Raw genomic sequence first — 25103 nt, 5'->3', positions numbered from 1 at the left:
TTGGGGCGGGTAGTCCGAAGGCGCTGCAACCTTCGTTCCCGTCCTATTAACGGACGGGCGCTGCCGTCGATTGCAATCCCTTCTTCCGCCTGTTGCAAGCGCTAGCATCGTGCAGGCACCAGGGTACTTGCCGAATGCGCTGCCCGCTGTGCCGCCGGCGTTGCGCGGCGTGCTGCGGCGTGCCTGCAACATAACGTTGTGGCCGGCCGCGCAGCTGCCCTACCATTGATGCTCTGCCAACCCAGAGCGCATGCCATGTTCCGAGCCATTCCCCAACTCTCTTGCGTTGCCGGTGCGGCGGCCGCCGCGGTCCTCGCCGCTTGCGCCGGCGCGGTTGAACCGCCGCTGGCCGCGAGCCCGCCGGCGCAGGCGGCCCTGGCCCGGCCGCACTGGCAGCGCGTGCATCTGGGTGCCGGGGCGGGTTACGATTTCCCGGTTTACGCCAACCACCGGCTCGACGGGGATCTGTCGCGAATCCGCGAGGTCGTGTTCGTGCAGCACGGCCTGCAGCGCAATGGCGACGATTACTACGCCGCCGGCACGGCGTTGCTCAAGGCCAGCGGCCGCGATCCCGGTGAAGTGTTGCTGGTCGCCCCCAACTTTCCCGGCACGCCTGACCATGGCAAGGGCTTCGAAGGCATGCCGCAGTGGTCGGTGCAGGGCTGGATGAGCGGCGAGAATGCCGTCAATGCGCCGTTCCCGGTCAGTTCGCTGCAAGTGCTTGACGACTTGCTCGCCCTCGTCACCGACAAATCGCGCCTGCCGGGGGTGACCAGGGTGACAGTGGCCGGGCATTCGGGTGGCGCGCAGATCGTGCATCGCTATGCCGTGCTGAACCAGGTGGATGAACGCATCCGCGCGCGCGGCATCGACTTGCGCTACGTGGTGGCGAACCCGTCGTCCTATCTCTATTTCACGCCGGTGCGCCCGGCGGGCCCGGACGGCAAGTCGTTCGCACCGTATGACCAGGCGGTTTGCCCGGACTACGACAAGTACCGGTACGGCATGCAGGACATCGTGCCGTATGCGCAGGGCGCCGATGGCCTGGCGCTGTACCGGCGCTACGCCGCGCGCCAGGTGACCTACCTGGCCGGTACCGATGACAACGACCCCAACCACCGCGTGCTCGACAAGGCTTGCGGCGCCGAGGCCGAAGGCCCCACGCGGCTGCAGCGTGCCCGCGGCTACCTGCGCTATGAGCGCTACCTGGCAAGTGCGGACCTGAGGCTGCACCACCAGGCCTATGAGGTGGTGGGCGTGGGTCACGACCAGGCGCGCATGTTTGGCTCGCAGTGCGGGGCACGCGCGGTGTTCGGCATGGCGGAGTCGGCCAACCCCGATGGCGCCCCCTGCCGCGCGCCGCAACTCTGAAGCGGCGGACGCCCGCACGGTACGGCGGTGGGGCGATGGGAAAAACCGAGCGGGCGCGCCGCCAAGAAAAAACCCGCGAAGCTCGCGGGTTCAAGTCCCTGCCCGCAGGATCGGGCTCGGAGGAGACAACCACAGGGAAATCGATGGCGTGCGGGTTCAGGTCAGGTTGTATTTGACGACCTGTTCCTCGACGCCGACAAAACGTACCAGCTGGCGCAGGCCGCTGGGGTATTCCTTGATATGGTGCCCGTCAGGCGTATCGGGCAGGCGGTAATACACTGGCGCCTTGTCGTGCACTGGCGCCAGCAGGCCGAGCGGGCGCGCGTCGGCCTCCCAGGGCACGTCGCGGTCTTCGGCAAGCAGGATTCTTCCGGTCATGGACACACTCCAAAGTTGCTGCATGGTGCGGCCGGGGGCGGATCGTATTTGCTCGCACAGCTTCAATGTATGGAATGTATGGCACGTCGGCCAGAAATGCCATTCAGCATTTTTTAATTCTGTCTGGTAGGAAATTTCTTAACTGACAAAATCGGCAAATATATTGTTTTGTCGGCATCTGGTTTGCGCATGCGCCACGCCGGCCGCGCGGCGGCACCGTACCGGCATTGCGCTACCATAGCGGCTGTTTTTGAAAGTGCGGTGACCGTGGCGCGTGCCGGCACGTCCGTGCTTTCTGAGCCATTCCGTTCACCCCCGCCGCTCAGCCCAGACGCATGTCGACCCAGCACGCCTTGTTGATCTCCCTGATCGAAAAGCCCTCATCGGGCTACGACCTCGCGCGGCGCTTTGACCGCTCCATCGGCTATTTCTGGCATGCCACGCACCAGCAGATCTATCGCGAACTGGGTCGGATGGCGGACAGCGGCTGGATTGCCGCCGATGAAAACGACGCGGCGGAAGGCGAGGGCGCAGCCGACCGCCGCAACCGCAAGAAGGTCTACCGGGTGTTGCCCGCCGGCCATGACGAGCTGGCGCGCTGGGTGCTGGCGCCGGGCGCGGGCCTGGACCAGCGCGAGGAGATCCTGGTCAAGCTGCGTGCCGATGCGGTGATCGGCCCACTTGGCCTGGGCGACGAGATGCGGCGGCTGATCGCGCTGCACCGCGCCCGCCTCGAGACCTACCTGGCCATCGAGCGGCGCGATTTTTCGGCGCCGGACATGGATCGCGCGCAGCAACTGCGCTATGCGCTGCTGCAGCGCGGAATCCGCTTCGAGACCGACTGGGTGGCCTGGGGGGAGGCCCTGCTGCCGCTGCTGTAGCGCGACGGCGCAAGGGCGCCCGCGGTCAGGCCAAGTCGACCGCCCGCGTGCCGGCCGGGCTGGCTTCACCCAGTCCCAGGCGGCGGCGCGCCAGCGCGTATTCCTCGGCAAAACGGCGCACCAGTTCCGCGGCCGGCACCACACGCTTGATCGCGCCGACGCCCTGGCCGGCGCCCCAGATGTCCTTCCAGGCCTTCACGCTGGTGGAGCCGAAATTCATCTTCGACGGATCCGATTCCGGCAGCGCGTTCGGGTCCAGCCCGGCGCGCTCGATGCTGCCGCGCAGGTAGTTGCCATGCACGCCCGTGAACAGGTTGGAATAAACGATGTCGTTGGCATTGCTGTCGACGATCATCTGCTTGTAGCCGTCCTGCGCGTTGGCTTCCTGCGTGGCGATGAAGGCCGAGCCGATATAGGCCAGGTCGGCGCCGGCGGCCTGCGCGGCCAGGATGGCGTCGCCGCTGGAGATCGCGCCCGACAGCAGCAGCGGGCCGTCGAACCATTCGCGGATCTCGTGCAGCAGCGCGAATGGCGACAGCGTGCCGGCATGGCCGCCGGCGCCGGCGGCGACCGCTACCAGGCCGTCCGCGCCTTTTTCGATCGCCTTGCGCGCGAAGGTGTTGTTGATGACGTCGTGCAGCACGATGCCGCCATACGAGTGGACCGCGTCGTTGACTTCCTTGCGCGCCCCCAGCGACGTGATCACGATGGGCACCTTGTAGCGCACGCACAGTTCCAGGTCATGCTCGAGCCGGTCGTTGGACTTGTGCACGATCTGGTTGACCGCGAACGGGGCCGACGGGCGCTCGGGATGCTTCGCGTCGTGTTCCGCCAGTTCGGTGGTGATGCGGTCCAGCCATTCCTCCAGCTTGGGCGCGGGGCGCGCATTCAGCGCCGGGAACGAGCCGACCACGCCGGCCTTGCACTGGGCGATGACGAGGTCGGGGTTGGAGATGATGAAGAGCGGCGAGCACACCACCGGCAGCGAAAGCCGGTTCTGCAGCTGGGCGGGAAGGGCCATGGGGAAGTCTCCTGGGTAATTCCGGGTAATCGGGGAAGCGAAACGGTAAAGGGCGAAGCGCTGCCGCCCGGCGCACGTCAGGCGGCGCCGGTCAGCACGTCTTTCTGGCTGGCCAGGCGCGCGGCCATGGCGGCAGCCAGCGCCTCCAGGCCTGAGCGGGGGCGCACCATGACCTCGAACTCGGCAATGCGGCCGGCGTCGTCGAAACGGATCATGTCGATGCCCTTGAGCGCCTTGCCGTCCACGGCGGCGCTGAACTCCAGCACCACGCTGTGGCCGTCGTCGCTGACAAAGCTGCGGTGGTAGCGGAAGTCCTGGAACACCTGGTTCACGGTGGTCAGCACCAGGGCGATGGCGGCGCGGCCGGGATACGGCGTGTGCGCGACCGGGGAGCGGAACACCACGTCATCAGCAACGATGGCATCGAGCCCGGCCATGGAATGGGTGGCAATCATCTGGTGCCAGGCGTCGAGCGAGGCCTGGGCGGCGGGGAGCAGGGCGGTGGTCACGGGGTCTCCTGGCGGGGCGCGGTAGGTTACGGTGATCGCTTTCCGGTTCTATGCAACCAGTTGCATAGTGGATCGAAAGGTAGCACGCGCCGCGGCCCGCTGCAAGTTCGGCATGGCGCGCTGCAGCCCGCAGTGACGCGTTGTCTACAATAGTCGCGATCGTCCGCCGGCCGCCGGCCAATGCAGGAGACCAGGAGTGTCCGTGACCACCAAGCCCAGCGCCGCCCATCTCGAGCAGGTGGCTTTGTTCGATGCCGACCTGGCCGCCTGGCGCGACCACCCCGAGCGCGCGTTCGACGGCTGGCTGGCGCAGCACGGTTTTCGCCATGGCACCAGCGTGGTGTACCGCGCGATGTGGGGCAAGCTGCTGCGCTGGTCGGCCGAACGCGGCCTGCCGCCGCTGAGCTGGTCGGCAGAGCAGATCGGCGAGTTCCTGGACGCCCAGCAGCTGCACAAGTCGCACCGCTACCGCTATGCGCGGCTGATCGAACGGGTGTTCCACCACCTGGCGCGGCTGCGCGAGGGCCTGCACAACCCGGGCAGCCAGGCGGTGCGCGCGCATCTGGCCGAGGGCGAAAACGACCCCACCGCGTTCCTGCTCCCAGGGGAGCGCGACTTGCTGGTGGCACGCATCCTGGGTCCGGCCGGCGTGCCGGCCGGCGACACCCGCGCCGCCGCGTCGCCCACGCAATGGAAGCGCGCGCGCGACGCGGCGCTGCTGGCCGTGCTGCTCGGCGGCGGCCTGAAAGTGGCCGAGGCGCGCGCGCTGCGCATCGACGTGATCGCCGACGGCGCACCCGGGCGGATGGCGTTGCGCATGGTGCGCGCGGACAACGGCCGGGCCTATACCGTGCCGCTGTTCCCGCTGGCCCATGCGCCGCTGCGGGCCTGGCTGGCGCTGCGCGAGGCTTCCGGCACGCTTGGCAGCCTGGTGTTCCCGGCCATGCCGACGGGGCGGGCGATGCATGCGGCGTCGGTGTACCGGCGCGTGGAAATCCTGCTGGATGAAGCCGGCGTGCTCGCCGGGCGCAGCGAACGCGCCTCGCCGCAGACCTTGCGCAATACCTGCGCGGCGATGCATTTCGAGGCCGGCACGGCGCCCGCCGAGGTCGCGCAGTACCTGGGCATGCGCGACCTGGAATCAGGCTGGCGGCTGCGCGCGGCCTATGAAGCCTGGCAGGCCCGGGCCGGGCTGGCGGCGCCCGCCGCGGCTGCCTCTGCCTGATACCGTGCCGGCCGGGCTGGCCGGGGCGCGGCGGCACTTCGTGGATAATAGGCAGCTTCACGCACCGGGCGCCGCGCTTCAGGTTATTTGCCGCGAACATGGCCTGCCGGCCGCCGGTCCGCTATTACTGAATCGAATCCCATCAGGCCATTTGTCATGCCCGAAACCTTGCTTCTGACCGGTGCCACCGGCTATATCGCCTCGCATACCTGGGTCGCGCTGCTCAATGCCGGCTACCATGTGATCGGCCTGGATAATCTGTGCAACAGCAGCCCGGCCGTGATCGAGCGGCTCACCACCATTACCGGCCAGGCCCCGCATTTTGTGCAGGGCGACGTGCGCGACCGCGCCTTGCTGGACCGCCTCTTTGCCGAACACCGCATCAGCGCGGTGATCCATTTTGCCGCGCTCAAGGCGGTGGGCGAATCGGTCAGCCAGCCGCTGGCCTATTACAGCAACAACCTCGATGGCCTGTTGACGGTGTGCGCGGCAATGGGCGCGGCCGGGGTGAAACAACTGGTGTTCAGTTCTTCGGCGACGGTTTATGGCAATCCTCATGCCGTGCCGATCCTGGAAGATTTCCCGCTGTCGGCGACCAATCCCTATGGGCAGACCAAGCTGATGGGCGAGCAAATCCTGCGCGACCTGGAAAAATCCGATCCGGCATGGCGCATTGCCTACCTGCGCTATTTCAATCCGGTCGGCGCGCACGAGAGCGGGCTGATCGGCGAAGATCCGCGCGGCATTCCCAACAACCTGATGCCTTATGTGGCGCAGGTGGCGGGCGGGCGCCGCGACAAGCTGATGGTTTTCGGCGGCGATTATCCCACCGTGGACGGCACCGGCGTGCGTGACTATATCCATGTCTGCGACCTGGCCGACGGCCACCTGGCAGCGCTCAACTACCTGCGCGAACAGGGCCGCGGCATGACCGTGAACCTGGGCACCGGGCGTGGCTACAGCGTGCTGGAGGTGGTGCAGGCCTACCAGCGCGCCAGCGGCAAGCCGGTGCCGTATGAGATCGTGGCACGGCGCCCCGGCGATATCGCCGCCTGCTACGCCGACCCCGCGCTGGCCCACCAGCTGCTGGGGTGGCGCGCGCAGCACGATATCGACCGCATGTGCCAGGATTCCTGGCGCTGGCAGTCGCAGAACCCGCACGGGTTCGACGCCTGACAGCCCGGCAGCGCTTCCCGCGCGCCAAAAACAAAAACGCCACGGATAACTTCCGTGGCGTTTTGCCATCTGCCGGTCGGGCGTTTTCAGCGGATCAGGAAGTCCTCGACCGATTTGCCCTGGGCCAGGGCCTGGGTCAGCCAGCCCGGACGCTTGCCGCGGCCGGTCCAGGTATTGCCGGCGCTGTCGCGATAACGCACCGGCACCTTGCGGTTGGCCGCCTTCTTGCCGGCCGGGGCCTTCGTGCCAAAACCGAGGTCTTCCGCGGTCAGGCCATATTGCTCGATTTTCTCGCGAATATCCGCGATCACCGTGGATTGTTCGCGCGCCTTGATTTCCTCGGCTTGCTTCTGCAGTTCGCTGATTTTCTGAACGATTTCCTGATACGTCGCCATTGCGTCCTCGGTTTCCGGTGAATGAATTGCGCTGGGTGCGCTGGGGGGCGGGGGAAAATGCTGAAAACAATTATAACGGGCCGGCTGCGTGCTGCAAATCCTGGTGGCGTAATCCAGGGCGCTTTTTGCGAAAATTCTTGTTCTGTTAATTGTGTGAACTTTCAGTGTCAGCTGGAGTCCCGGCCGATTTTTGCGGCGCTCGGCGGCACTGCGCTTAGTGGCACGCCGGGCGGGAAATAGCGGCGGTATTCGGTCAACCAGACCGGTCGGTTGCCAGCGCGCACGGAAACCTGCCCGGTATTATCGCGCCGGCTTTATGGACAGGCGGTCGCGATGTATGCCGCCGTCGCCCTCGCTCGCGATCCGGCACGTGGCTTATATCCGACATCGCGGCATCCCGAATTCACCATAAACGCCGGCGCCTGGTGGCCGCTCAAGGATGAGGGGGGCGCGCCGTTATCCCAGCAGGGCGGATCGACGCAGTACCGATCTTGCCGGACCGGGGCAAGGGGTGTGTCCCGCGGATTGCCTAAGTCATTTTCATCATGTCCTTCCATAACAATATTCAGATCAAGACCCTGCTACGGGGCGCCATGGGAATCCTGTCGTTGCTGCTGTTGCTGGTCGGCGCTGCCGGCCTGTATGGCATCTCGCAGAGCAATGACGCGCTCAAGGAGACCTATGCCAACCAGCTTGGCTCGACCGTTGCCCTCAGCGATGCGATGCTGGCCACCACGCGCATGCGCCTGGCGCTGGACCGCAACGTAATGATTGGCGAGCCGGACGAGCCCAAGGTCAACGTCGACCGCTCGCGCGTGTTCGTGGAGGCGTCGGAGGCGGCATGGAAGCGCTATATGAGCCTGCCCCAGAACGCCGAGGAACAGTCCCTGGCAGCGGAACTGGGCAAGCAGCGCCAGGCTTTCATGGACCAGGGCGTGCTGCCGCTGCAGGCGGCGTCGCTGGCGGGCAACCAGGAAGAGGCCGTGCGGCTGGCAAAGAAGGTGTTGCCTGACCTGCAGCGCAGCATGTCGAGCGCGCATGAAAAGCTGCAGAAATTCCAGTTGACGGCGGGCGAGTCCAATTTCAGTGCGGCGCAGGCCGGCTTTGCGCGCATCCGCATGCTGTCGGTGGTCATGATCGTGCTGGGCCTGGCCATTGCCGTGCTGTGCACGGTCACGCTGAACCGTGCCATCGTCGCGCCGGTGCAAGAGGCGCTGGCGGTGTTCGAGCGCATCGCCCGGGGCGACCTGACCGCGCGCATCAGCAGCATCTCGAAGAACGAGATCGGGCGCATGATGCAGGCGCTGGCCGCGATGCAGGCGAGCCTGTCGGGCATCGTCGCCGAAGTGCGTACCGGCGCGGACTCGATGGCGTCGGCCACGCAGCAGATTTCCACCGGCAACCTGGACCTGTCGCAGCGCACCGAGGAACAGGCCTCTTCGCTGGAGCAGACCGCGGCGAGCATGGAAGAGCTGACCACCGTGGTGCGCCAGAATGCCGACAATGCGCGCCAGGCCGGCGTGCTGGCGAGCGAGGCCTCGCAGATCGCGCTCAAGGGCGGCGACGTGGTGGGCCGCGTGGTCGATACCATGAACGAGATCAACGGGGCCTCGCGCAAGGTGGTGGAGATCATCAGCGTGATCGAGGGCATCGCCTTCCAGACCAACATCCTGGCGCTCAATGCCGCGGTGGAAGCCGCGCGCGCCGGCGAGCAGGGGCGCGGCTTTGCCGTGGTGGCGGGCGAGGTGCGCAGCCTGGCGCAACGCTCGGCCTCGGCCGCCAAGGAGATCGAGGCGCTGATCAGCGAGTCGGGCCAGCGCGTGGAGAGCGGCACCCGGCTGGTGGCCGAAGCCGGCCAGACCATGGGCGAGATCGTGCAGGCCGTGCGCCGGGTCACCGACATCATGAACGAGATCGGCGCCGCCTCGCAGGAGCAGACCAGCGGCATCGAGCAGGTCAACCAGGCCGTGACCCAGATGGACCAGGTGACGCAGCAGAACGCCGCGCTGGTCGAAGAGGCCGCCGCCGCTGCCGGTGCGCTGGAAGAACAGGCGCAGAAGCTCAAGAACGTGGTCTCGGTGTTCACCGTTGGCGCCGGCGCGCAAGCCGTTCCCGCGGCGGCTGCTGTAGCAGCAACGCCAGCCAAAACACCCGCAAAAGCGCTGAAAAGCGCTGCGCCGGCCAAGCTTGCCGCCACCGCGGCGGCGCGCGGCGCGGCGGTGCGGCAAGCCGCGGGCGCGCCGGCAAGCCAGCCGGCAGCCAGGCCAGCGGCGCGGCCCGCGCTGGCCGCGGCCGGCGGCGATGATGACTGGAGCGCGTTCTAACCCCGCGTTCGAGTCATTGCCTTGTTCACACGGCGACTGCAAGATGCCATGATGCGGGGTTTGCCCCGCGTCCTGACCGTCTTCGCGCATTTTCTTCATCATCGCGCAGCCCAATGATTGCCCTGAGTTCCGTCCTGTTGCTGCTGGCTGCCCTGCTGGGCGTGGCCGCCGCCCTCGGTGTTCGCGCCGGGCGGGCGGACCAGCCGGCGGGCAGCCGGTCGCTGCGTGCCCTGACGTGGTCGGCAGCGCTGCTGTCGCAATTGAGCATCGGCATGCCCGTGCTGGTGGTGGGGCTGTCGGGCAGCGTGCCGGCCGTCAACGATACGGCGCAGCTGGCGGCCAGCTTTGCCGCCGCGGCGGCGGCCACCACGGCGGTCAAGCTGCTGGCGCAGTGGTTGCAGCAGGGCGCGCGCCTGTGGCGCGGCGCGGCGCTGATGGCGGTGGTGGCCGGGGCCGGGCTGGTGGCGGCTGCCGGCACGCACCTGGGCCGCTCGTGCGGCGCCGGCACCGTTACCGCGCGCGATTGCCTCGACGCCGCCGGCCTGCCGCACCCGGCGTGGCTGGCAGGCGGGCTGACCGCGCTGTGCGCGCTGCTGTTCGCCGTCCACCGGGCCCAGTCGCGCGGCTGGCTGCCGACGCCGGCGCGCGCCGAATCCGCGCTGGCCGACGAGCTTGCCGATGACCTGCCGGGCCTGCACCGCGGCGCCGAGCCGCGGCTGGCGCGGCGCGGCGCCCGCATCCCCGGGCGCCCGGGCCGCCTCACGGTGCGTGCCGGCGCGCGCGGGCAGGACACCATTGGCGAATACAGCGTGGCAACGGTGATGCCCGACCGCGTGGCGTTCGGCCGCTGGCTGGACCAGGCCATCGGCCAGGCCCGGCTGGCCGAGACCGGCTGCGCCGTGCTGCTGATCCATATCGCCGACTACCGCGAAGTCGACGAAGTCTTCGAGGTCCGCGCCGACGACATCCTGGCGCAGGACGCCGGCGCGCTGGCGCAGGCCGTGCTGGAGCCGCACGACTTTCTGGCGCGGCTGGCGCGCGACGAGTTTGCCGTGGGCGTGCCCGAACTGGTCCACCATGGCCGCGCGCAGGAACTGGGCTCGCGCATGCTGGGCTCGCTGGCGGAGTTCATCGCCGCGCGCGGGCTGCAGATGCAGATCGGCGTGAATATCGGCATCGCCATCTACCCGCGCGACGCGCATACCTCCGAAACGCTGATGCAGGCCGCCCGCGTCAGCCTGGCCGAAGCCCGCGAGAGCGGCTCGAACCAGGTGCGCCTGTTCAACAGCGCCGCCGGCGAACGCGCGCGCCGCACCCGCGTGATCCGGCGCGACCTGTGGGTGGCAATCCAGGACGATACGCTGTCGCTGCAGTTCCAGCCCAAGTACGACGCGCGCCGCCGCACCGTGGTCGGCGCCGAGGCGCTCTGCCGCTGGCGCCATCCCGCGCTGGGCCAGGTCAGCCCCGCCGAGTTCATCGCCGTGGCCGAGCAGTCCGGCCAGATCGACAAGCTCGACGACTGGGTCCTGACCAACGTCTGCCGCCAGGTGCGACAGTGGCGCGACGCCGGCATGCCGACCGTGCCGGTGGCGATCAATGTCTCGGGGCTGCGCTTTGCCAGCCGCAACTTCCCGCAATACCTGCTGGAGCAGATCCACCAGCACGACATCCCGCCGTCGGCGATCACGCTGGAGATCACCGAGACCGCGGCGATGAAGGACATCGGCAAGTCGCTGGAAACGCTGGCCGAGCTGCAGTCGCTCGGCATCCAGGTGGCGCTGGACGATTTCGGCAGCGGCTATTCGAGCCTGGGCTATCTCAAGCGGCTACGCGTGGGCACGCTCAAGATCGACCGCACGCTGATCGGCGGGCTCGATACCGATGCGCAGGGGCGTGCCATTGTCGGCTCGATGGTGGCGCTGGCGCACGAGCTGCGCATGAAGGTGGTGGCCGAAGGCGTGGAGTCGGCCTCGCAGCTGGAGATCCTCAACGAGATGGGCTGCGATGAGGTGCAGGGATACCTGCTGTCGTTGCCGCTGGATGCTGGGGGGTTTGCTGAGGCGTTGCGGGAGCAGGGTGGGGGGTGATGTTTTTTTTGGGGCATGGGCACCGCGGGGCGTGGTCGTGCTTGACTGGCGTGGCAGTTTCGCCGGCGTAGCCGGCGACCTACTTTCTGTCCGAGCGACAGAAAGTAGGCAAAGAGCGCGTCGCCTGGGCGGCTGGCCAAGGCGGCGTTGGTGGTTCGAATGGTGGTGACTTGCGGTTTCGTGTCCGGTGGTTCGACCCTGCTGACGCTACCGGGAGGTGCCTGGCGTTCGAGGTCGGATGGACGAACCCGACTTTAGGTCGGTGGCAGCCTGCTAACGAGGTTGTTGGTGGGACGCCTGCGCGCGCTCACCATCTCAGGTCGCATGCCGTGGCACGGAGTGCGTCGCTGCGCTCGCACGGCGCTGTCGCGGGCGAGGCCAAAGGCTTTTCTCTCCCGCTTGTGTGCTCCGCTCTCCCGCTTGCGGGAGAGGGGCGGGGGTGAGGGCCGGCGCCTCCACGCAGTCGGGCCTGTCTCCAACACGCGGGGCCAGTCTCATCGCCAAAGCCCGGATTAAAGTTCCCCCGCCAACCTCCCGATAACCACTCTGGCAGGCTGCCCGCTTTCCGCAGCAGCCCTGCGCCGGCCCATCCGTCGCCGGCCGCACCTTCCATCTTCCTGGCGGACCCACCCAGTTCCTGCACCTTTGGAGGCGCCCATGTCATCGCGCAGCATCCTCGTTGTCGACGATTCTCCCTCGCTACGCCGCATGATCGGCGCCTGCCTGCGCGCCGGAGGGTTTGACGTCACCGAGGCCGCGGACGGGGACCAGGCGCATGCGCTGGCCGTGGCCGGCAGCTTCGGCATGCTGGTCACCGACCAGGTCATGCCCGGCATGGACGGGCTCACACTGATCCGCAGCCTGCGCGCCACGCCGCGCTATGCGCGCATGCCTATCCTGATGCTGACCACCGAGCAGGACGGCAGCATCCGCGAACAGGCGCGCGCGGCCGGCGCGTCGGGCTTCCTGCCCAAGCCGTTCGATCCCGACGGGCTGATGCAGGCCGTGGCGGCGCTGCTGGATGCGGCATCCCCTACGTCGGAAGGGTAAGGAAAGCGCCGGCGTCGCCCTTCAGTCACCCCGGATCCTGCCGTAAACACTGGTGGGCGAAGTCATGGCCCGGCGCAAGCCAGCGGTCCTGGCCGCTGCGGCGCCAGAGCAACCAGCATGAGCCAATTTGGGGGGCTAGACGATGCAGCACATCGACAAGGCAGACGGCGCGGGCGAGGAGTTCCTGGCCTTTACCCTCGGCCGCGAGGAATACGGCGTCGATATCCTGAAAGTGCAGGAGATCCGCGGCTATGAGTCGGTCACCCAGATCGCCAATGCGCCCGATTACATCAAGGGCGTGATCAACCTGCGCGGCATCATCGTGCCGATCATCGACCTGCGCATCAAGTTCCGCCAGCCCAACGTCAGCTACGACCAGTACACGGTTGTGATCATCGTCGACCTCAACGACCGCACCACCGGCATCGTGGTCGACGGCGTTTCCGACGTGCTCACGCTCAGCGCCGCGCAGATCAAGCCCACGCCGCACTTCTCCGGCGAACTGGCAACCGACTACATCCGCGGGCTGGGCTCGGTCGAGCAGCGCATGCTGATCCTGGTCGATATCGAGAAGCTGCTCAATACCGAAGAACTGGCCGCGCTGGAAGCGGTGTCCTGAACCAGCCCGAGCGCCCCCGCCGTCCGGCCGGCGCACCCCGCCAGCCGGACCGAACCCGCCCGCGGTGGGGCTGCATGGATCCATGCAGCGCGCCACGGGCATGCAGTACTGACATTGATGCGAAACAACCAACCCGTCACGCACCGCGAGTACCAGCTGTCGCCCTCTGACTACCTGATCTCGCGCACCGACCTCAAGGGCCGTATCACCTTTGCCAACCGCACCTTCATCGAGGCCAGCGGCTTTTCGGCAGAGGAATTGCTGGGTGCCCCGCACAACCTGGTGCGCCACCCCGACATGCCGCCCGAGGCGTTCGCCGACCTGTGGCAAGACCTGCAGGCCGGCCGCACGTGGATGGGCGTGGTCAAGAACCGCCGCAAGGACGGCGACTTCTACTGGGTCAATGCGACCGTGACGCCCACGCGCGTCGACGGCCGCGTGGTGGGCTATACCTCGGTGCGTTCGATGGCGACGCGCGAGCAGGTGCAGGCCGCGGGCGCTGCTTATGCGCGCTTTCGCGCGGGACATGCCGACGGGCTGGCGATCCGCCATGGCGCGGTGGTGCGCACCGGCCTGCGTGGCATGGCGCAGGGGCTGCTGCGGCTGAACCTGAAGCGCCGCATCCTGTGGGCCCAGGCTGGCGGCCTGGTGTGGTTCCTGGCGGCGCTGGTTGCAGTGGAAGTTGTGGGCGGCACGGATGCCGCGACGTTGCGCCCGTGGCTGTGGGGCGGCTTTGTGCTGGCGCTGGCCTCGTCGTTCGCCGCCGGCACCATGCTGCTGGCGCGCGTCAACCGGCCGGTGCGCGACATGCTGGACTTCGCGCTGCGCATGGGCGCGGGCGACCTGACCACCCGCTTCGAGCACCGCAGCGCCGACGAGATCGGCGCGCTGGCCCAGGCCATGCAGACCATGCAGCGCAGCCTGCTGTCGGTGGTGCATGAGATCCAGGAAGGCATGGCCAGCATCTCGACGGCGACGCGCCAGGTGGCCGCCGGCAACAACGACCTGTCGCAGCGCACCGAGCAGCAGGCGGCGTCGCTGGAGCAGACCGCATCGAGCATGGAAGAGCTGACCAGCACGGTGCGCCAGAACGCCGACAACGCGCGCCAGGCCAGCGGGCTGGCGGCGAACGCTTCCGACACGGCGCTGCGCGGCGGCGAAGTGGTGGGCCGCGTGGTGCAGACCATGGACGAGATCAACGATGCGTCGAAGAAGATCGTCGACATCATCGGCGTGATCGAGGGCATTGCCTTCCAGACCAACATCCTGGCGCTGAACGCGGCGGTGGAAGCCGCGCGCGCGGTCGAGCAGGGACGCGGCTTCGCGGTGGTGGCGGGCGAGGTGCGCAGCCTGGCGCAGCGCAGCGCCAACGCGGCCAAGGAGATCAAGGGCCTGATCGGCGACACGGTGGAGCGCGTCGACAACGGCTCGGCGCTGGTCGGCCAGGCCGGCAAGACCATGGAAGAGATCGTGCAGGCGGTGAAGTCCGTCACCGACATCATGGGCGAGATCAGCGCGGCCTCGGCCGAGCAGAGCTCAGGCATCGAGCAGGTGAACCAGGCGGTGGCGCAGATGGACGAGTCCACGCAGCAGAACGCGGCACTGGTGGAAGAAGCCGCCGCCGCGGCGGGCGCGCTCGAAGAGCAGGCGCTGCGGCTGCGCGATGCGGTGGCGACCTTCCGCGTCAGCATGCAGGCAGAGGTGCGGCCGCAGCGCCAGCCCGCGCAGACGCGCGGCGATGCGGTGCTGCCGCTGGCACGGGCCTAGGCCCCGACGCCCGCACGGTTCGGATCGGAATGAAGGCAGGCGCGGCGTACCGCGCTGCCAGCGTACACAGGGTGCGGCAGGCCGTGCCCGAGGCTTCAGTTACAAGGGGGAGTTGCTATGCATTGGTTCAATCAATTGCGCGTCACGACCAGGCTGGTTGCCGGATTCCTGGTCGTTGCCGTGATCGGCGCCGTGATGGGGCTGCTGGGCGTCGTCAACATGGGCCGCATGGCCGACTGGACCGGCAAGATCTACCACGACGACCTGCGCGCGCTGAAGGCCGTGCAGGACGCCAATATCAACCTGGTCTACGCCAGCCGCGCGCAGATCGCGCTGCTGTCGGCGTCGACCATGGGCGAGCGCACGGTCGAGAAAGAGCAGATCGCCAAATCGCTGGGCGCGATGGATGAACGCATCCGCCAGGTGTCGGGCGCATTCGAGAAGCCGGAGGGCAAGGCGCTGGTCAAGCAATACCAGGATCTCTCGCCGGCGTTCCGCGCGCGCATGGAAAAGTATGTCGAGCTGGTCAGCAAGCAGCCGCTGGATACCTCGCAGTTCGAGAGCCAGGTGTTCTCCGAAAGCGCCGACCTGCTCAAGGACAGCCATGCGCTGGAAGCCGTGATGTTCCAGATGGTCAAGCGCCGCGATGACCGCGCCCGCAACAACATGGAAGAAGCGCGCAGCGTCTACGACGCCACGCGCCTGTGGATGCTGGGGCTGGTGCTGGGCGGGCTGGCGCTGTCGGTGCTGCTGGGCGTGCTGCTGGCGCGCACGCTGTCGCGCCAGCTGGGCGGCGAGCCGGCCTATGCCGCGGCCATCGCCGCACGCATTGCCGAGGGCGATTTCTCGTCGCCAGTGGCCACGCGTGCCGGCGACAAGAGCAGCCTGGTCTATGCGATGCAGCAGATGCAGCAGCAGCTGTCGCGCATGGTGCGGGATTTCAAGGCCTCGGCCGAATCGATCGGCAGCGCCTCGCGCGAGATTGCCGCGGGCAACAACGACCTGTCGCAGCGCACCGAGCAGCAGGCGGCATCGCTGGAGCAGACCGCATCGAGCATGGAAGAACTGACCAGCACGGTGCGCCAGAACGCGGACAACGCGCGCCAGGCCAGCGGGCTGGCGGCGAACGCATCGGACACGGCGCTGCGCGGCGGCGAAGTGGTGGGCCGGGTGGTGCAGACCATGGACGAAATCAACGATGCGTCGAAGAAGATCGTCGACATCATCGGCGTGATCGAGGGCATTGCCTTCCAGACCAACATCCTGGCGCTGAACGCGGCGGTGGAAGCCGCGCGCGCGGGCGAGCAGGGACGCGGCTTCGCGGTGGTGGCGGGCGAGGTGCGCAGCCTGGCGCAGCGCAGCGCCAACGCGGCCAAGGAGATCAAGGGCCTGATCGGCGACACGGTGGAACGTGTCGACAACGGCTCGGCGCTGGTCGGCCAGGCCGGCAAGACCATGGATGAGATCGTGCAGGCGGTCAAGCGCGTGACCGACATCATGGGCGAGATCAGCGCGGCATCGGCCGAGCAGAGCTCGGGCATCGAGCAGGTGAACCAGGCGGTGGCGCAGATGGACGAGGTCACGCAGCAGAACGCGGCGCTGGTGGAAGAAGCCGCCGCCGCCGCGGGCGCGCTCGAAGAGCAGGCCAGCCGCCTGCAGTCCGCGGTGGCGACGTTCCGCCTGGCTGCGGAGGACGAGCGCGCGGATCGCTTCGCGGTATTGCCGGCGGCCGCGACGGTGCTCGCCAAAGCCCCGCGCGCCGTGGGCGCGGTGCGTGCCATGGCCGCGGGCAAGCGTGCGGCCAAGCCCATTGCCAGGACGGAAGCCGCCACCGGCGATGAAGCCGCGCGCGACGCAGCCGAGCCGGCCCCAGCAAAGCCGGCGCCGCGCGCTGTGGCCGTGGCGCCGCGGCCCGCGCTCGCCGCTGCCGACAACGGCGACTGGAGCGCGTTCTGAGTGTTGCCATGACGACTGATATCACCCTGGCCCTGCCGCAAGAGGATGCGGCCAGGCTGCGCAAGGAATTCGACCAGTTCGTCGGGGTCTCGAGCGGACTGGACCGCGAGTTCCTGCCGCCCGAGTTCAATGACTTCCTGCGTGCGCGGCTGCTGCAGCATGACGGGCCGCTGACTGAGCGCGCGGTCTCGCGGCTGCTGTCCGGGGGTGAGTACGGCTGGGCGCGCCGCGTGTTCGACAAGCAATTGCCCAATGCGCTCGCGGCGCTGATGCGCGACGCCCAGCGCTTCGGCTTCGGCCTGGCGGTGCAGCCCGGCTGGAGCGGCGAACAGCGCCTGGCGCATGCGCGCGAATGGGCGGCGCAGGTGCTGGCCGAGTGCGGTGCCGACAGCGCCTATACCGATGCCCTGGCCACCCAGGTAGCGGCGTCCGCGGAAGACCTGCGCGCACTGGAAGAGCGCATGCGCGCGCCGGCATGGCGCCTGGCGGAAAGCCTGCGGCAGCGCGCCTATGACCTGATGTACGCGCTGCAGACCGAAGACAACGAAGCCATCGGCCGCGCCCGCGTGGGCGAGTTGCGCGGCATGCTGGGGCTGGCGCTGGAGTACGGCTCGGTGCAGCCGGACGAGGCCTCGCGCGTGCTGGAGCAAGTCGAACGCGTGCGCCCGGCGTTGTTCCGGGAAGCGCCCGACGATGTGTTCGCGCGCCTCGCGGCATGGCTGCGCCGCATGTTCGGACAGTGAGCCGCGCGCTGCCAGATCGAAACGATTTCAGGCACATGTATTCCGGACGTGTTACGGACAGCGTTGCGACCGGTATGCAGCGGCGAAGCACTGCGCGCACGCTGCGTCAATAGAGGAATCCAGCAGGCTACCAAAGGCACGGCGGCGCGTTTGATGCATATGACGTTTGCTGAACTGCGTTGCGTTAAATCAAGCGTCACGCGTGTGACTTGTTACAAAATACGCAATCGTAATGTATGTTTCATGCGACATTTGGTTCCCCCCCGCGTAAGTAGGGATTGGCACCGCGGGGCGATTGCCGATATAAACGTAACGGTCTTACTTACACTCTGTAACACTTGTAACGGGGTTGATTACAGTTGGACATGGGCGTAGTTCCTTAGTCGTACGTTGTACCCGCCCAGCCGCATGCAAACGATCTGGTCGCCGGGCCCCCCGAGGGCAACGGTAAGCGCCGGACAAGCGGCTATGGCGGGTTTTGGTAGCGGAGATAAATTGGAAAGCAGTGAAGTTCTCCAGGAGATCAGGGAGGTTAACCTCGCCTATCTGCTGCTCGCGCAACGCCTGGTGCGCGAAAACCAGGTCGAAGCCATGTTTCGGCTAGGGGTCAGCAAGGAAATTGCGGATATCCTTGCCAAGCTGACTTCCGCGCAACTCGTCAAGCTGGCGGCATCCAACATGGTGCTGTGCAGGTTCCGCTTCGACGACCATGCGCTTCTGTCTACTCTCACCCACACGGCCAAGAGCCATGACATGCAGCAGATCCACGCCGCGATCTTGCTGGCACGTCAGCCTGTGGAGTCGCTCAATTGACCGCGCTCCTGCAGGCCGAGCCGACCCGGAGTTACACGGCCACCTCCGTTCCCAGCCGCAAGAGCGTGCTCCAGGACGCCAACCAGACCCAGCTCGCGATCGAGCTGATTGGCCTGGGCGCGCGCCTGCAGGTGCTTGAAGCCGAGACCACGCTGTCGCGTGACCGGCTGATACGCCTGTACAAGGAGCTGCGCGGCGTCTCGCCCCCCAAGGGCATGCTGCCCTTTTCGACCGACTGGTTCACCACCTGGCTGCCGAATATCCACTCGTCCTTGTTCTTCTCCGCGTACCAGTTCATGGTGCAGGAAGGCGAGACCGTGGGCATCCGCGCGGTGGTGGCGGCGTACCGCCTGTACCTCGAGCATGTTTCGCTGCTCGGCGGTGAAATTGTCTTAAGTTTCACGCGGGCCTGGACGTTAGTACGGTTCTTCGAGAGCAACATGCTGCAGCTGTCCCGGTGCACGTGTTGCGGCGGACAGTTTGTCACGCACGCGTATGAGCCGCACGCGAACTTCGTGTGCAGCCTGTGCCGTCCGCCGTCGCGCGCAGGGAAAGTCAAGAAGCTCTCGAAAGACGCCGCCGCCGTGCAGACCAGCGCCTGATCCTGGTCAAGGTCCGCCGGCTGGCAAGCTTGCTGCGCTGGCGGACGGATCCTCTCCGTGCGCCCGTGCAACGGGCCAATGAGCGTGGCTGACGCGCGTTTTTAAGACGGGGATCCGATCGTGCTAGTAGTTCTTGGCTATGTCGTCGTGGTAGCGGCGGTGCTTGGCGGTTACGCCATGACCGGCGGCCATATGGGCGCGCTATATCAACCTGCTGAAGTGGTGATCATCGCGGGCGCCGCCATCGGGGCCTTCATCGCCACCAATACCGGCAAGGCCATCAAGGCCACCGCGCGTGCGCTGCCGGGCCTGTTCAAGAGTTCCAAGTACAAGAAAGAGCTGTACCTGGACGTCATGTCGCTTCTGTACGTGCTGCTGTCCAAGGCGCGGCGCGAGGGCATCCTGTTCCTGGAAAAGGAAATCGCCGATCCCGCCGCCAGCAGCGTGTTCAGCCAGTACCCGCGCATCCTGTCGGATCCGGTGGTGATGGAATTCCTCACCGACTATCTGCGCATGATGGTCAACGGCAACATGAACGCGTTCGAGATCGAGGCCCTGATGGACCACGAGATCGAGACCTTCCGCCATGAAGCCGAGATACCCGCGCATGCCCTGTCGCGCGTCGGCGATGGCCTGCCGGCGTTCGGCATCGTCGCCGCGGTGATGGGCGTGGTGCATGCGCTGGGCTCGGCCGACCTGCCGCCGGCCGAACTGGGCGCGCTGATCGCGCACGCCATGGTCGGCACCTTCCTCGGCATCCTGCTGGCCTACGGCTTTGTCTCGCCGCTGGCCGCGCGCATCGAGCTGCAGGTGTCCGAGAACGTCAAGGTCTACGAGTGCATCAAGGTGGTGCTGCTGGCGTCCCTGAACGGCTACGCGCCGCTGGTGGCGGTGGAATTCGGCCGCAAGGTGTTGTACTCCACGGTGCGTCCGTCGTTCCTCGAGCTTGACGACCACGTGCGTGAAGTGAAGAGCCTGAACTAAGCAGCCGGCAACGCACGCAGCAAGGGGCACCACATGAGCAGCGCACACGATATGCGTCCGATCATCGTCCGCCGGGCGAAATCGCACGCCAGGCCGCACGGCAACCACAGCTGGAAGATTGCCTACGCCGACTTCATGACGGCGATGATGGCGCTGTTCCTGGTGCTGTGGCTGCTGTCCAGCGCCAACAAGAAGACGCTGGAAGGCATTGCCGAATACTTCCGCATGCCGCTCAAGGTGGCCATCGTCGGCGGCGAGAAGAGCAGCCAGACGCCCAGCGTGATCCCGGGCGGCGGCCAGGACGCGCTGCGCAAGGACGGCGAGACCCTGCGCGCGCGCAACAATGAACCCAGCGACGAACAGCGCCGCAACGAGCAACAGGAGGCGCAGCGCCTGCGCGCGCTCAAGCAGCGCCTGGAACAGATCATCGAGAACAACCCGGTGCTGCGCCAGTTCCGGCCGCAGCTGCTGCTGGACATCACCAGCGAAGGCCTGCGCATCCAGATTCTGGATACGCAGAACCGGCCGATGTTCCGCACCGGCAGCGCCGCCGTCGAAAGCTATATGCGCACCATCCTGCGCGAGATCGGCCCGGTGCTGAACGAGCTGCCCAACAAGGTCAGCCTGTCCGGCCATACCGATGCGTCCAATTACTCCAACGGCGAGCGCACCTACAGCAACTGGGAGTTGTCGGCTGACCGCGCCAACGCCTCGCGCCGCGAGCTGATCGCGGGCGGCATGCAGGAGGGCAAGGTGCTGCGCGTGCTGGGCCTGGCCGCGACCATGCCGCTGGACAAGCAAGACCTGCTGGCGCCGGTGAACCGCCGCATCAGCATCGTGGTGCTGAACCACAAAGCCCAGGCGCGCTTTGAAGCCGAGAACGCCAGCGCCGCCGAGGTCACGGTGGCGGCGCAGGCCGGCAAGGCCGCGCAAGAGATGCAGGCAGGGCTGGCGGCAGCCTCCGCACCGGCGGCGGCACCGGCAACAGCGCCGGCCCCGGGCAGCAAACCATGACGCAGGGCCGCCGCAGCGCGCCGTGCGCCGTAACCAAGTGAATCAGGACGCCATGTCTGTCGATATCGATATCACTCAGTTTTACCAGACCTTCTTCGAGGAAGCGGAAGAGCTGCTCGTTGAAATGGAGCAGCTGCTGCTCGGCCTGGACATCGAGGCGCCCGATGCCGAGCATCTGAACGCGATCTTCCGGGCCGCGCATTCGATCAAGGGCGGCGCCGCCACCTTCGGCTTTGCCGCGCTGACCGAGACCACCCACATCTTCGAGAACCTGCTGGACCGCACGCGCCGGCAGGAACTGGCGTTGACCCGGACCATCATCGACACCTTTCTGGAAACCAAGGACGTGTTGCAAGACCAGCTCAACGCCTACCGCAACGGCACCGAACCCGATCCGGAAACGCTGGCGCGCATCTGCGCCGTGCTGCAGCAGCTGGCACAGGAAGCCGCCGGCCATGACGCGGCCCCGGCACCCGCTGCTGCCCCCGCGCCCGTTGCCGCCGCCGCTCACGCAGCACCGCCCGCAGGCGGTGCGTTGAAGATCCGTCTGATCAAGGTCTCGGCGTCGGACCAGGCGCTGCTGCGCGAAGAGCTGGCCAACCTGGGCGAGATCACCGGGCAGCAGGAAACCAACGGCGAACTGGTGGTGTGGCTCAACACCCAATGCAGCGCCGACGACATCATCGCGGTGTGCTGCTTCGTGATCGACATGGACCAGATCGTGATCGAAGCCGCCGCCGATGCACCGGACGCAGCGCCGGCCCAGGTTGCCGCGCCCGCGCCCGCACCCGTGGCCGCGGCACCGGCGCCAGCCCCGGCGGCGCCCGCCGCGCGTGAAAAAGCCAAGGCCGCGCCGGCCCCCGCGCCCGCGCACGGCGAAGGCTCGATCCGCGTGCCCACGGAGAAAGTCGACCAGATCATCAACTTGGTGGGCGAGCTGGTGATCACGCAATCGATGCTGGCGCAGACCGCGTCGTCGCTGGACCCGGTGCTGTTCGACCGCCTGTTCTCCGGCATGGGCCAGTTGGAGCGCAACGCGCGCGACCTGCAGGAAGCGGTGATGTCGATCCGCATGATGCCGATGGACTATGTGTTCTCGCGCTTCCCGCGGCTGGTGCGCGACCTGGCCAGCAAGCTCGGCAAGCAGATCGACCTGGTCACCTTCGGCAAGGCCACCGAGCTGGACAAGAGCCTGATCGAACGCATCATCGACCCGCTCACGCACCTGGTGCGCAACAGCCTGGACCACGGCATCGAGACCCCCGACAAGCGCATTGCCGCGGGCAAGGACGCGACCGGCCAGCTGATCCTGTCCGCGCAGCACCATGGTGGCAATATCGTCATTGAAGTCAGCGACGACGGCGGCGGCCTGAACCGCGAGCGCATCCTGGCCAAGGCCATCCAGAACGGCCTGCCGGTATCCGAGACCATCACTGACGAGGAAGTCTGGCAGCTGATCTTCGCGCCGGGCTTCTCCACCGCCGAGGTCGTCACCGACGTCTCCGGCCGCGGCGTGGGCATGGACGTGGTCAAGCGCAACATCCAGGAGATGGGCGGCCACGTGCAGATCAGCTCGCGCCCGGGCCTGGGCACCACCATCCGCATCGTGCTGCCGCTGACGCTGGCGATCCTGGACGGCATGTCGGTCAAGGTGGGCGAAGAGACCTTCATCCTGCCGCTGAACTGCGTGATGGAGTCGCTGCAGCCCAAGGCCGAAGACGTCCATACCGCGGCCAACTCAGACCGCGTCATGCACGTGCGCGGCGAGTACCTGCCGCTGCTGGAGATGCACCGCGTGTTCAACGTGGCTGGCGCGCTGCAGGAGCCCACGCAGGGCATCGCGGTGATCCTGCAGGCCGAAGGCAAGCGCTTCGCGCTGCTGGTGGATCAGCTGATCGGCCAGCACCAGGTGGTGCTGAAGAACCTGGAAACCAACTACCGCAAGGTGCCGTGCATTTCCGCGGCCACCATCCTTGGCGACGGCAGCGTGGCGCTGATCGTCGATGTCGGCGCGCTGCAGCGCACCGGCGTGCGCCGGCAGGAACCGGCGCTGGCGCAGTAATCCCCATCACAGGAGAACTAGACATCATGGCCGGCATCGGACACATCGATACCCCCGGAAGCGACGCTTCGGGCCAGGAGTTCCTGGTCTTCACGCTGGGGTCGGAGGAATACGGCATCGACATCCTCAAGGTGCAGGAGATCCGCAGCTACGAGACCGTCACGCGCATTTCCAGCGCGCCGGATTTCATCAAGGGCGTGACCAACCTGCGCGGCGTGATCGTGCCCATCGTCGACCTGCGCCTGAAGTTCCGCCTGGGCAACGTGCGCTACGACCACCAGACCGTGGTCATCATCCTGAACGTGGCCGGCCGCGTGGTCGGCATCGTGGTGGATGGCGTGTCGGACGTGCTGACGCTGACCGGCGAGGCGATCAAGCCCGCGCCCGAGTTCGGCGTGTCGATCTCGACCGAGCACCTGACCGGCCTGGGTACCATCGATGGCCGCATGCTGGTGCTGATCGATATCGAGAAGCTGATGACCAGCCCCGAGATGGCACTGGTCGAAGCCGAGTACGCCTGATTTTTCGCATTACCGAAGCACAGCCCATGACGCCGTTCCGCACCGCCGCCAGCGCACCCGCTCATTCGGGTTCGGCCTCCGCGCCGGCCGCCCTGCTGCGGCGCGACGACGCGCGCGACTTCCTGCTGACCGAGCGCGACTTCGAGCAGATCCGCGCGCTGATCCACCGGCGCGCGGGCATTTCGCTGGGCAGCCACAAGCGCGAGATGGTCTACAGCCGGTTGGCGCGCCGGCTGCGCACGCTGCAGCTGACCGACTTCGCCTCTTACCTGGCGTTGCTGGACGCGGATGACCGGTCGCCGGAGTGGGAATTCTTCACCAACGCGCTGACGACCAACCTGACTTCGTTCTTCCGCGAGTCGCACCACTTCCCGCTGCTGGCCGAGCACGCGAAGAAGATCGGCCGTCCCTACAGCGTCTGGTGCTCGGCCGCGTCCACCGGCGAAGAACCGTATTCGATCGCCATCACGCTGGCCGAGGCGCTGGGCGACCGCGCCGGCACCGTGCTGGCCACCGACATCGACACCCAGGTACTGGCCAAGGCCCGCAGCGGCGTCTATTCGGCCGACCAGGTGGCGCGGCTGTCGCCGGAACGGCTCAAGCGCTTCTTCCTGAAGGGCACCGGCCCGCGCACCGGCTCGGTCAAGGTCAAGCCGGAGCTGGCCGCCACCATCGCGTTCGAGCCGCTGAACCTGCTTGCGCCCGACTGGGGCATCCGCGAGCAGTTCGACGCCATCTTCTGCCGCAACGTGATGATCTACTTCGACAAGCCGACCCAGGGCCGCATCCTGGAGCGCTTTGTGCCGCTGCTCAAGCCGCACGGGCTGCTGTTCGCCGGCCATTCGGAGAACTTCTCCTACGTTACGCGCGCATTCCAGCTGCGCGGGCAAACCGTCTATGAACTGGCACCGGCCGCGCACGCAGCAGCCGGACGGGGCAGGCCCTGATGCGCACGCCCCACCTGCCCGAAGCGCTGGCCACGCGCACGTACTTCGACCGCGAGTTCGGCAAGCAGGCCATCAAGCTGCTGCCCAACGAGTACTACGTGACGCGCGACGACGTGGTGCTGACCACCGTGCTGGGCTCGTGCGTGGCCGCCTGCATCCGCGACGAGGTGGCCGGCGTCGGCGGCATGAACCACTTCATGCTGCCGGACGATGACGGCAGCGCCGACCGCATGCTGTCCGCATCGATGCGCTACGGCAGCTATGCGCTGGAAGTGCTGATCAACGAACTGCTCAAGATGGGCGCGCGTCGCGAGCGGCTGGAGGCCAAGGTCTTCGGCGGCGGCGCGGTGCTGGCCAACATGACCACGCTGAACATCGGCGACCGCAACGCGGATTTTGTGCTGCGCTACCTGAAGACCGAAGAGGTGCGCGTCGCCGCGCAAGACCTGCGCGGCCCGCATGCGCGCCGCGTCAGCTACTTCCCCATCGGCGGGCTGGCGCTGGTGCGCCGCCTGACGCGGCAGGACGACCAGGTGTCGGTGGCGCGCGATGAACGCGCGCTGGCGCGGGCCATTGCCACCTCGGCGCGCGAACCGTCGCGCTCGCCGGAACTGTTTGCGCGGCAGGCTCACTCGCGCCAGCTTCCCTGAAACCCTAC

The 25103-nt window shown here is 67.3% G+C and carries 23 protein-coding genes; 19 read left to right on the top strand and 4 right to left on the bottom strand.

Annotated elements, in window-relative coordinates:
* The first annotated feature begins 255 nt into the window (after positions 1–255).
* The gene (locus tag ACOCMH_RS01980) at positions 256–1371 is read left to right on the top strand and encodes a hypothetical protein (protein WP_427307502.1); all 1116 of its coding nucleotides are present in this window, start codon (positions 256–258) and stop codon (positions 1369–1371) included.
* Positions 1372–1527: 156 nt separating this feature from the next.
* Here ACOCMH_RS01980 and ACOCMH_RS01975 read toward each other — a convergent pair whose 3' ends face one another.
* Positions 1528–1749, bottom strand: a complete 222-nt coding sequence (locus ACOCMH_RS01975; RefSeq protein ID WP_171518000.1) for a hypothetical protein — start codon at positions 1747–1749, stop codon at positions 1528–1530.
* A gap of 335 nt (positions 1750–2084) precedes the next feature.
* Between ACOCMH_RS01975 and ACOCMH_RS01970 the strand changes: the two genes are divergently transcribed.
* On the top strand, positions 2085–2630 hold the full coding sequence (locus tag ACOCMH_RS01970) for a PadR family transcriptional regulator (RefSeq protein ID WP_427307501.1): 546 nt from the start codon (positions 2085–2087) through the stop codon (positions 2628–2630).
* Between the two features lie 25 nt (positions 2631–2655).
* Here the strand turns inward: ACOCMH_RS01970 and ACOCMH_RS01965 are convergent, their stop codons facing one another.
* Positions 2656–3651: an NAD(P)H-dependent flavin oxidoreductase gene (locus ACOCMH_RS01965; protein WP_427307500.1), complete on the bottom strand. Its 996-nt coding sequence runs from the start codon at positions 3649–3651 to the stop codon at positions 2656–2658.
* A gap of 77 nt (positions 3652–3728) precedes the next feature.
* Complete coding sequence (locus tag ACOCMH_RS01960) at positions 3729–4160, bottom strand: nuclear transport factor 2 family protein (protein ID WP_427307499.1); 432 nt, start codon at positions 4158–4160, stop codon at positions 3729–3731.
* A gap of 202 nt (positions 4161–4362) precedes the next feature.
* Here ACOCMH_RS01960 and ACOCMH_RS01955 point away from each other — a divergent pair, with 202 nt between their 5' ends.
* Both ACOCMH_RS01955 and galE read left to right on the top strand, forming a co-directional pair.
* A complete protein-coding gene (locus ACOCMH_RS01955) occupies positions 4363–5385 on the top strand; it encodes a tyrosine-type recombinase/integrase (RefSeq protein ID WP_427307498.1) in 1023 nt (340 codons plus the stop codon).
* A gap of 156 nt (positions 5386–5541) precedes the next feature.
* Positions 5542–6561 (top strand): UDP-glucose 4-epimerase GalE, encoded by a 1020-nt coding sequence (gene galE / locus ACOCMH_RS01950; protein WP_427307497.1) that lies wholly within the window; start codon positions 5542–5544, stop codon positions 6559–6561.
* An 86-nt stretch (positions 6562–6647) separates the two neighbouring features.
* On the opposite strand, the gene ACOCMH_RS01945 is transcribed toward galE, so the two are convergent.
* Positions 6648–6956, bottom strand: coding sequence for an H-NS family nucleoid-associated regulatory protein (locus ACOCMH_RS01945; protein WP_171517994.1), 309 nt, complete (start codon positions 6954–6956; stop codon positions 6648–6650).
* Positions 6957–7501: 545 nt separating this feature from the next.
* Between ACOCMH_RS01945 and ACOCMH_RS01940 the strand changes: the two genes are divergently transcribed.
* From ACOCMH_RS01940 to cheD, 15 genes are all read left to right on the top strand, one after another.
* Entirely contained in the window at positions 7502–9280 is a 1779-nt protein-coding gene (locus ACOCMH_RS01940) for a methyl-accepting chemotaxis protein (protein ID WP_427307496.1), read from the top strand.
* Positions 9281–9393: 113 nt separating this feature from the next.
* Positions 9394–11367, top strand: a complete 1974-nt coding sequence (locus ACOCMH_RS01935; protein WP_427307495.1) for a putative bifunctional diguanylate cyclase/phosphodiesterase — start codon at positions 9394–9396, stop codon at positions 11365–11367.
* A gap of 657 nt (positions 11368–12024) precedes the next feature.
* Positions 12025–12417 carry a response regulator gene (locus ACOCMH_RS01930; RefSeq protein ID WP_427307494.1) on the top strand — a complete coding sequence of 131 codons (393 nt, stop codon included), beginning with the start codon at positions 12025–12027 and terminating at the stop codon, positions 12415–12417.
* A gap of 142 nt (positions 12418–12559) precedes the next feature.
* Entirely contained in the window at positions 12560–13036 is a 477-nt protein-coding gene (locus ACOCMH_RS01925) for a chemotaxis protein CheW (RefSeq protein WP_012355096.1), read from the top strand.
* A 117-nt stretch (positions 13037–13153) separates the two neighbouring features.
* On the top strand, positions 13154–14803 hold the full coding sequence (locus ACOCMH_RS01920; RefSeq protein ID WP_427307493.1) for a methyl-accepting chemotaxis protein: 1650 nt from the start codon (positions 13154–13156) through the stop codon (positions 14801–14803).
* Between the two features lie 117 nt (positions 14804–14920).
* On the top strand, positions 14921–16759 hold the full coding sequence (locus ACOCMH_RS01915; protein ID WP_427307492.1) for a methyl-accepting chemotaxis protein: 1839 nt from the start codon (positions 14921–14923) through the stop codon (positions 16757–16759).
* Positions 16760–16767: 8 nt separating this feature from the next.
* Positions 16768–17502, top strand: a complete 735-nt coding sequence (locus ACOCMH_RS01910) for a DUF4088 family protein (RefSeq protein WP_427307491.1) — start codon at positions 16768–16770, stop codon at positions 17500–17502.
* A 495-nt stretch (positions 17503–17997) separates the two neighbouring features.
* Positions 17998–18315 (top strand): flagellar transcriptional regulator FlhD, encoded by a 318-nt coding sequence (gene flhD, locus ACOCMH_RS01905; protein ID WP_010812713.1) that lies wholly within the window; start codon positions 17998–18000, stop codon positions 18313–18315.
* Positions 18312–18917 carry a flagellar transcriptional regulator FlhC gene (gene flhC, locus ACOCMH_RS01900; RefSeq protein WP_116297411.1) on the top strand — a complete coding sequence of 202 codons (606 nt, stop codon included), beginning with the start codon at positions 18312–18314 and terminating at the stop codon, positions 18915–18917. Before flhD ends, flhC begins: the two co-directional genes overlap by 4 nt.
* 120 nt (positions 18918–19037) lie before the next feature.
* Complete coding sequence (gene motA, locus ACOCMH_RS01895) at positions 19038–19901, top strand: flagellar motor stator protein MotA (RefSeq protein WP_026201511.1); 864 nt, start codon at positions 19038–19040, stop codon at positions 19899–19901.
* Between the two features lie 33 nt (positions 19902–19934).
* Positions 19935–20915 carry a flagellar motor protein MotB gene (gene motB / locus ACOCMH_RS01890; protein ID WP_427307490.1) on the top strand — a complete coding sequence of 327 codons (981 nt, stop codon included), beginning with the start codon at positions 19935–19937 and terminating at the stop codon, positions 20913–20915.
* A gap of 52 nt (positions 20916–20967) precedes the next feature.
* Positions 20968–22977: a chemotaxis protein CheA gene (gene cheA / locus ACOCMH_RS01885; RefSeq protein ID WP_427307489.1), complete on the top strand. Its 2010-nt coding sequence runs from the start codon at positions 20968–20970 to the stop codon at positions 22975–22977.
* A 26-nt stretch (positions 22978–23003) separates the two neighbouring features.
* The gene (locus ACOCMH_RS01880) at positions 23004–23498 is read left to right on the top strand and encodes a chemotaxis protein CheW (RefSeq protein ID WP_092316101.1); all 495 of its coding nucleotides are present in this window, start codon (positions 23004–23006) and stop codon (positions 23496–23498) included.
* 26 nt (positions 23499–23524) lie between these two features.
* Positions 23525–24445 (top strand): CheR family methyltransferase, encoded by a 921-nt coding sequence (locus tag ACOCMH_RS01875; protein WP_427307488.1) that lies wholly within the window; start codon positions 23525–23527, stop codon positions 24443–24445.
* Positions 24445–25095, top strand: coding sequence for a chemoreceptor glutamine deamidase CheD (gene cheD / locus ACOCMH_RS01870; RefSeq protein ID WP_427307487.1), 651 nt, complete (start codon positions 24445–24447; stop codon positions 25093–25095). Before ACOCMH_RS01875 ends, cheD begins: the two co-directional genes overlap by 1 nt.
* Positions 25096–25103 lie beyond the last annotated feature (8 nt).

Origin of the sequence: Cupriavidus sp. H39, assembly GCF_050271075.1 — a bacterium.
Lineage (GTDB): Bacteria > Pseudomonadota > Gammaproteobacteria > Burkholderiales > Burkholderiaceae > Cupriavidus > Cupriavidus necator_B.
Note: the sequence above shows the minus strand (reverse complement) of the source record. Positions and strands in the feature narration are given on the sequence as shown.

Excerpts from the sequence above, each read along its gene's own strand:
- ACOCMH_RS01980 (WP_427307502.1), top strand. The coding sequence starts at position 256 with ATGTTCCGAGCCATTCCCCAACTCTCTTGCGTTGCCGGTGCGGCGGCC.
- ACOCMH_RS01975 (WP_171518000.1), bottom strand. The coding sequence starts at position 1,749 with ATGACCGGAAGAATCCTGCTTGCCGAAGACCGCGACGTGCCCTGGGAG.
- ACOCMH_RS01970 (WP_427307501.1), top strand. The coding sequence starts at position 2,085 with ATGTCGACCCAGCACGCCTTGTTGATCTCCCTGATCGAAAAGCCCTCA.
- ACOCMH_RS01965 (WP_427307500.1), bottom strand. The coding sequence starts at position 3,651 with ATGGCCCTTCCCGCCCAGCTGCAGAACCGGCTTTCGCTGCCGGTGGTG.
- galE (WP_427307497.1), top strand. The coding sequence starts at position 5,542 with ATGCCCGAAACCTTGCTTCTGACCGGTGCCACCGGCTATATCGCCTCG.
- ACOCMH_RS01945 (WP_171517994.1), bottom strand. The coding sequence starts at position 6,956 with ATGGCGACGTATCAGGAAATCGTTCAGAAAATCAGCGAACTGCAGAAG.
- ACOCMH_RS01940 (WP_427307496.1), top strand. The coding sequence starts at position 7,502 with ATGTCCTTCCATAACAATATTCAGATCAAGACCCTGCTACGGGGCGCC.
- ACOCMH_RS01935 (WP_427307495.1), top strand. The coding sequence starts at position 9,394 with ATGATTGCCCTGAGTTCCGTCCTGTTGCTGCTGGCTGCCCTGCTGGGC.
- ACOCMH_RS01930 (WP_427307494.1), top strand. The coding sequence starts at position 12,025 with ATGTCATCGCGCAGCATCCTCGTTGTCGACGATTCTCCCTCGCTACGC.
- ACOCMH_RS01925 (WP_012355096.1), top strand. The coding sequence starts at position 12,560 with ATGCAGCACATCGACAAGGCAGACGGCGCGGGCGAGGAGTTCCTGGCC.
- ACOCMH_RS01920 (WP_427307493.1), top strand. The coding sequence starts at position 13,154 with ATGCGAAACAACCAACCCGTCACGCACCGCGAGTACCAGCTGTCGCCC.
- ACOCMH_RS01915 (WP_427307492.1), top strand. The coding sequence starts at position 14,921 with ATGCATTGGTTCAATCAATTGCGCGTCACGACCAGGCTGGTTGCCGGA.
- ACOCMH_RS01910 (WP_427307491.1), top strand. The coding sequence starts at position 16,768 with ATGACGACTGATATCACCCTGGCCCTGCCGCAAGAGGATGCGGCCAGG.
- motB (WP_427307490.1), top strand. The coding sequence starts at position 19,935 with ATGAGCAGCGCACACGATATGCGTCCGATCATCGTCCGCCGGGCGAAA.
- cheA (WP_427307489.1), top strand. The coding sequence starts at position 20,968 with ATGTCTGTCGATATCGATATCACTCAGTTTTACCAGACCTTCTTCGAG.
- ACOCMH_RS01880 (WP_092316101.1), top strand. The coding sequence starts at position 23,004 with ATGGCCGGCATCGGACACATCGATACCCCCGGAAGCGACGCTTCGGGC.
- ACOCMH_RS01875 (WP_427307488.1), top strand. The coding sequence starts at position 23,525 with ATGACGCCGTTCCGCACCGCCGCCAGCGCACCCGCTCATTCGGGTTCG.
- cheD (WP_427307487.1), top strand. The coding sequence starts at position 24,445 with ATGCGCACGCCCCACCTGCCCGAAGCGCTGGCCACGCGCACGTACTTC.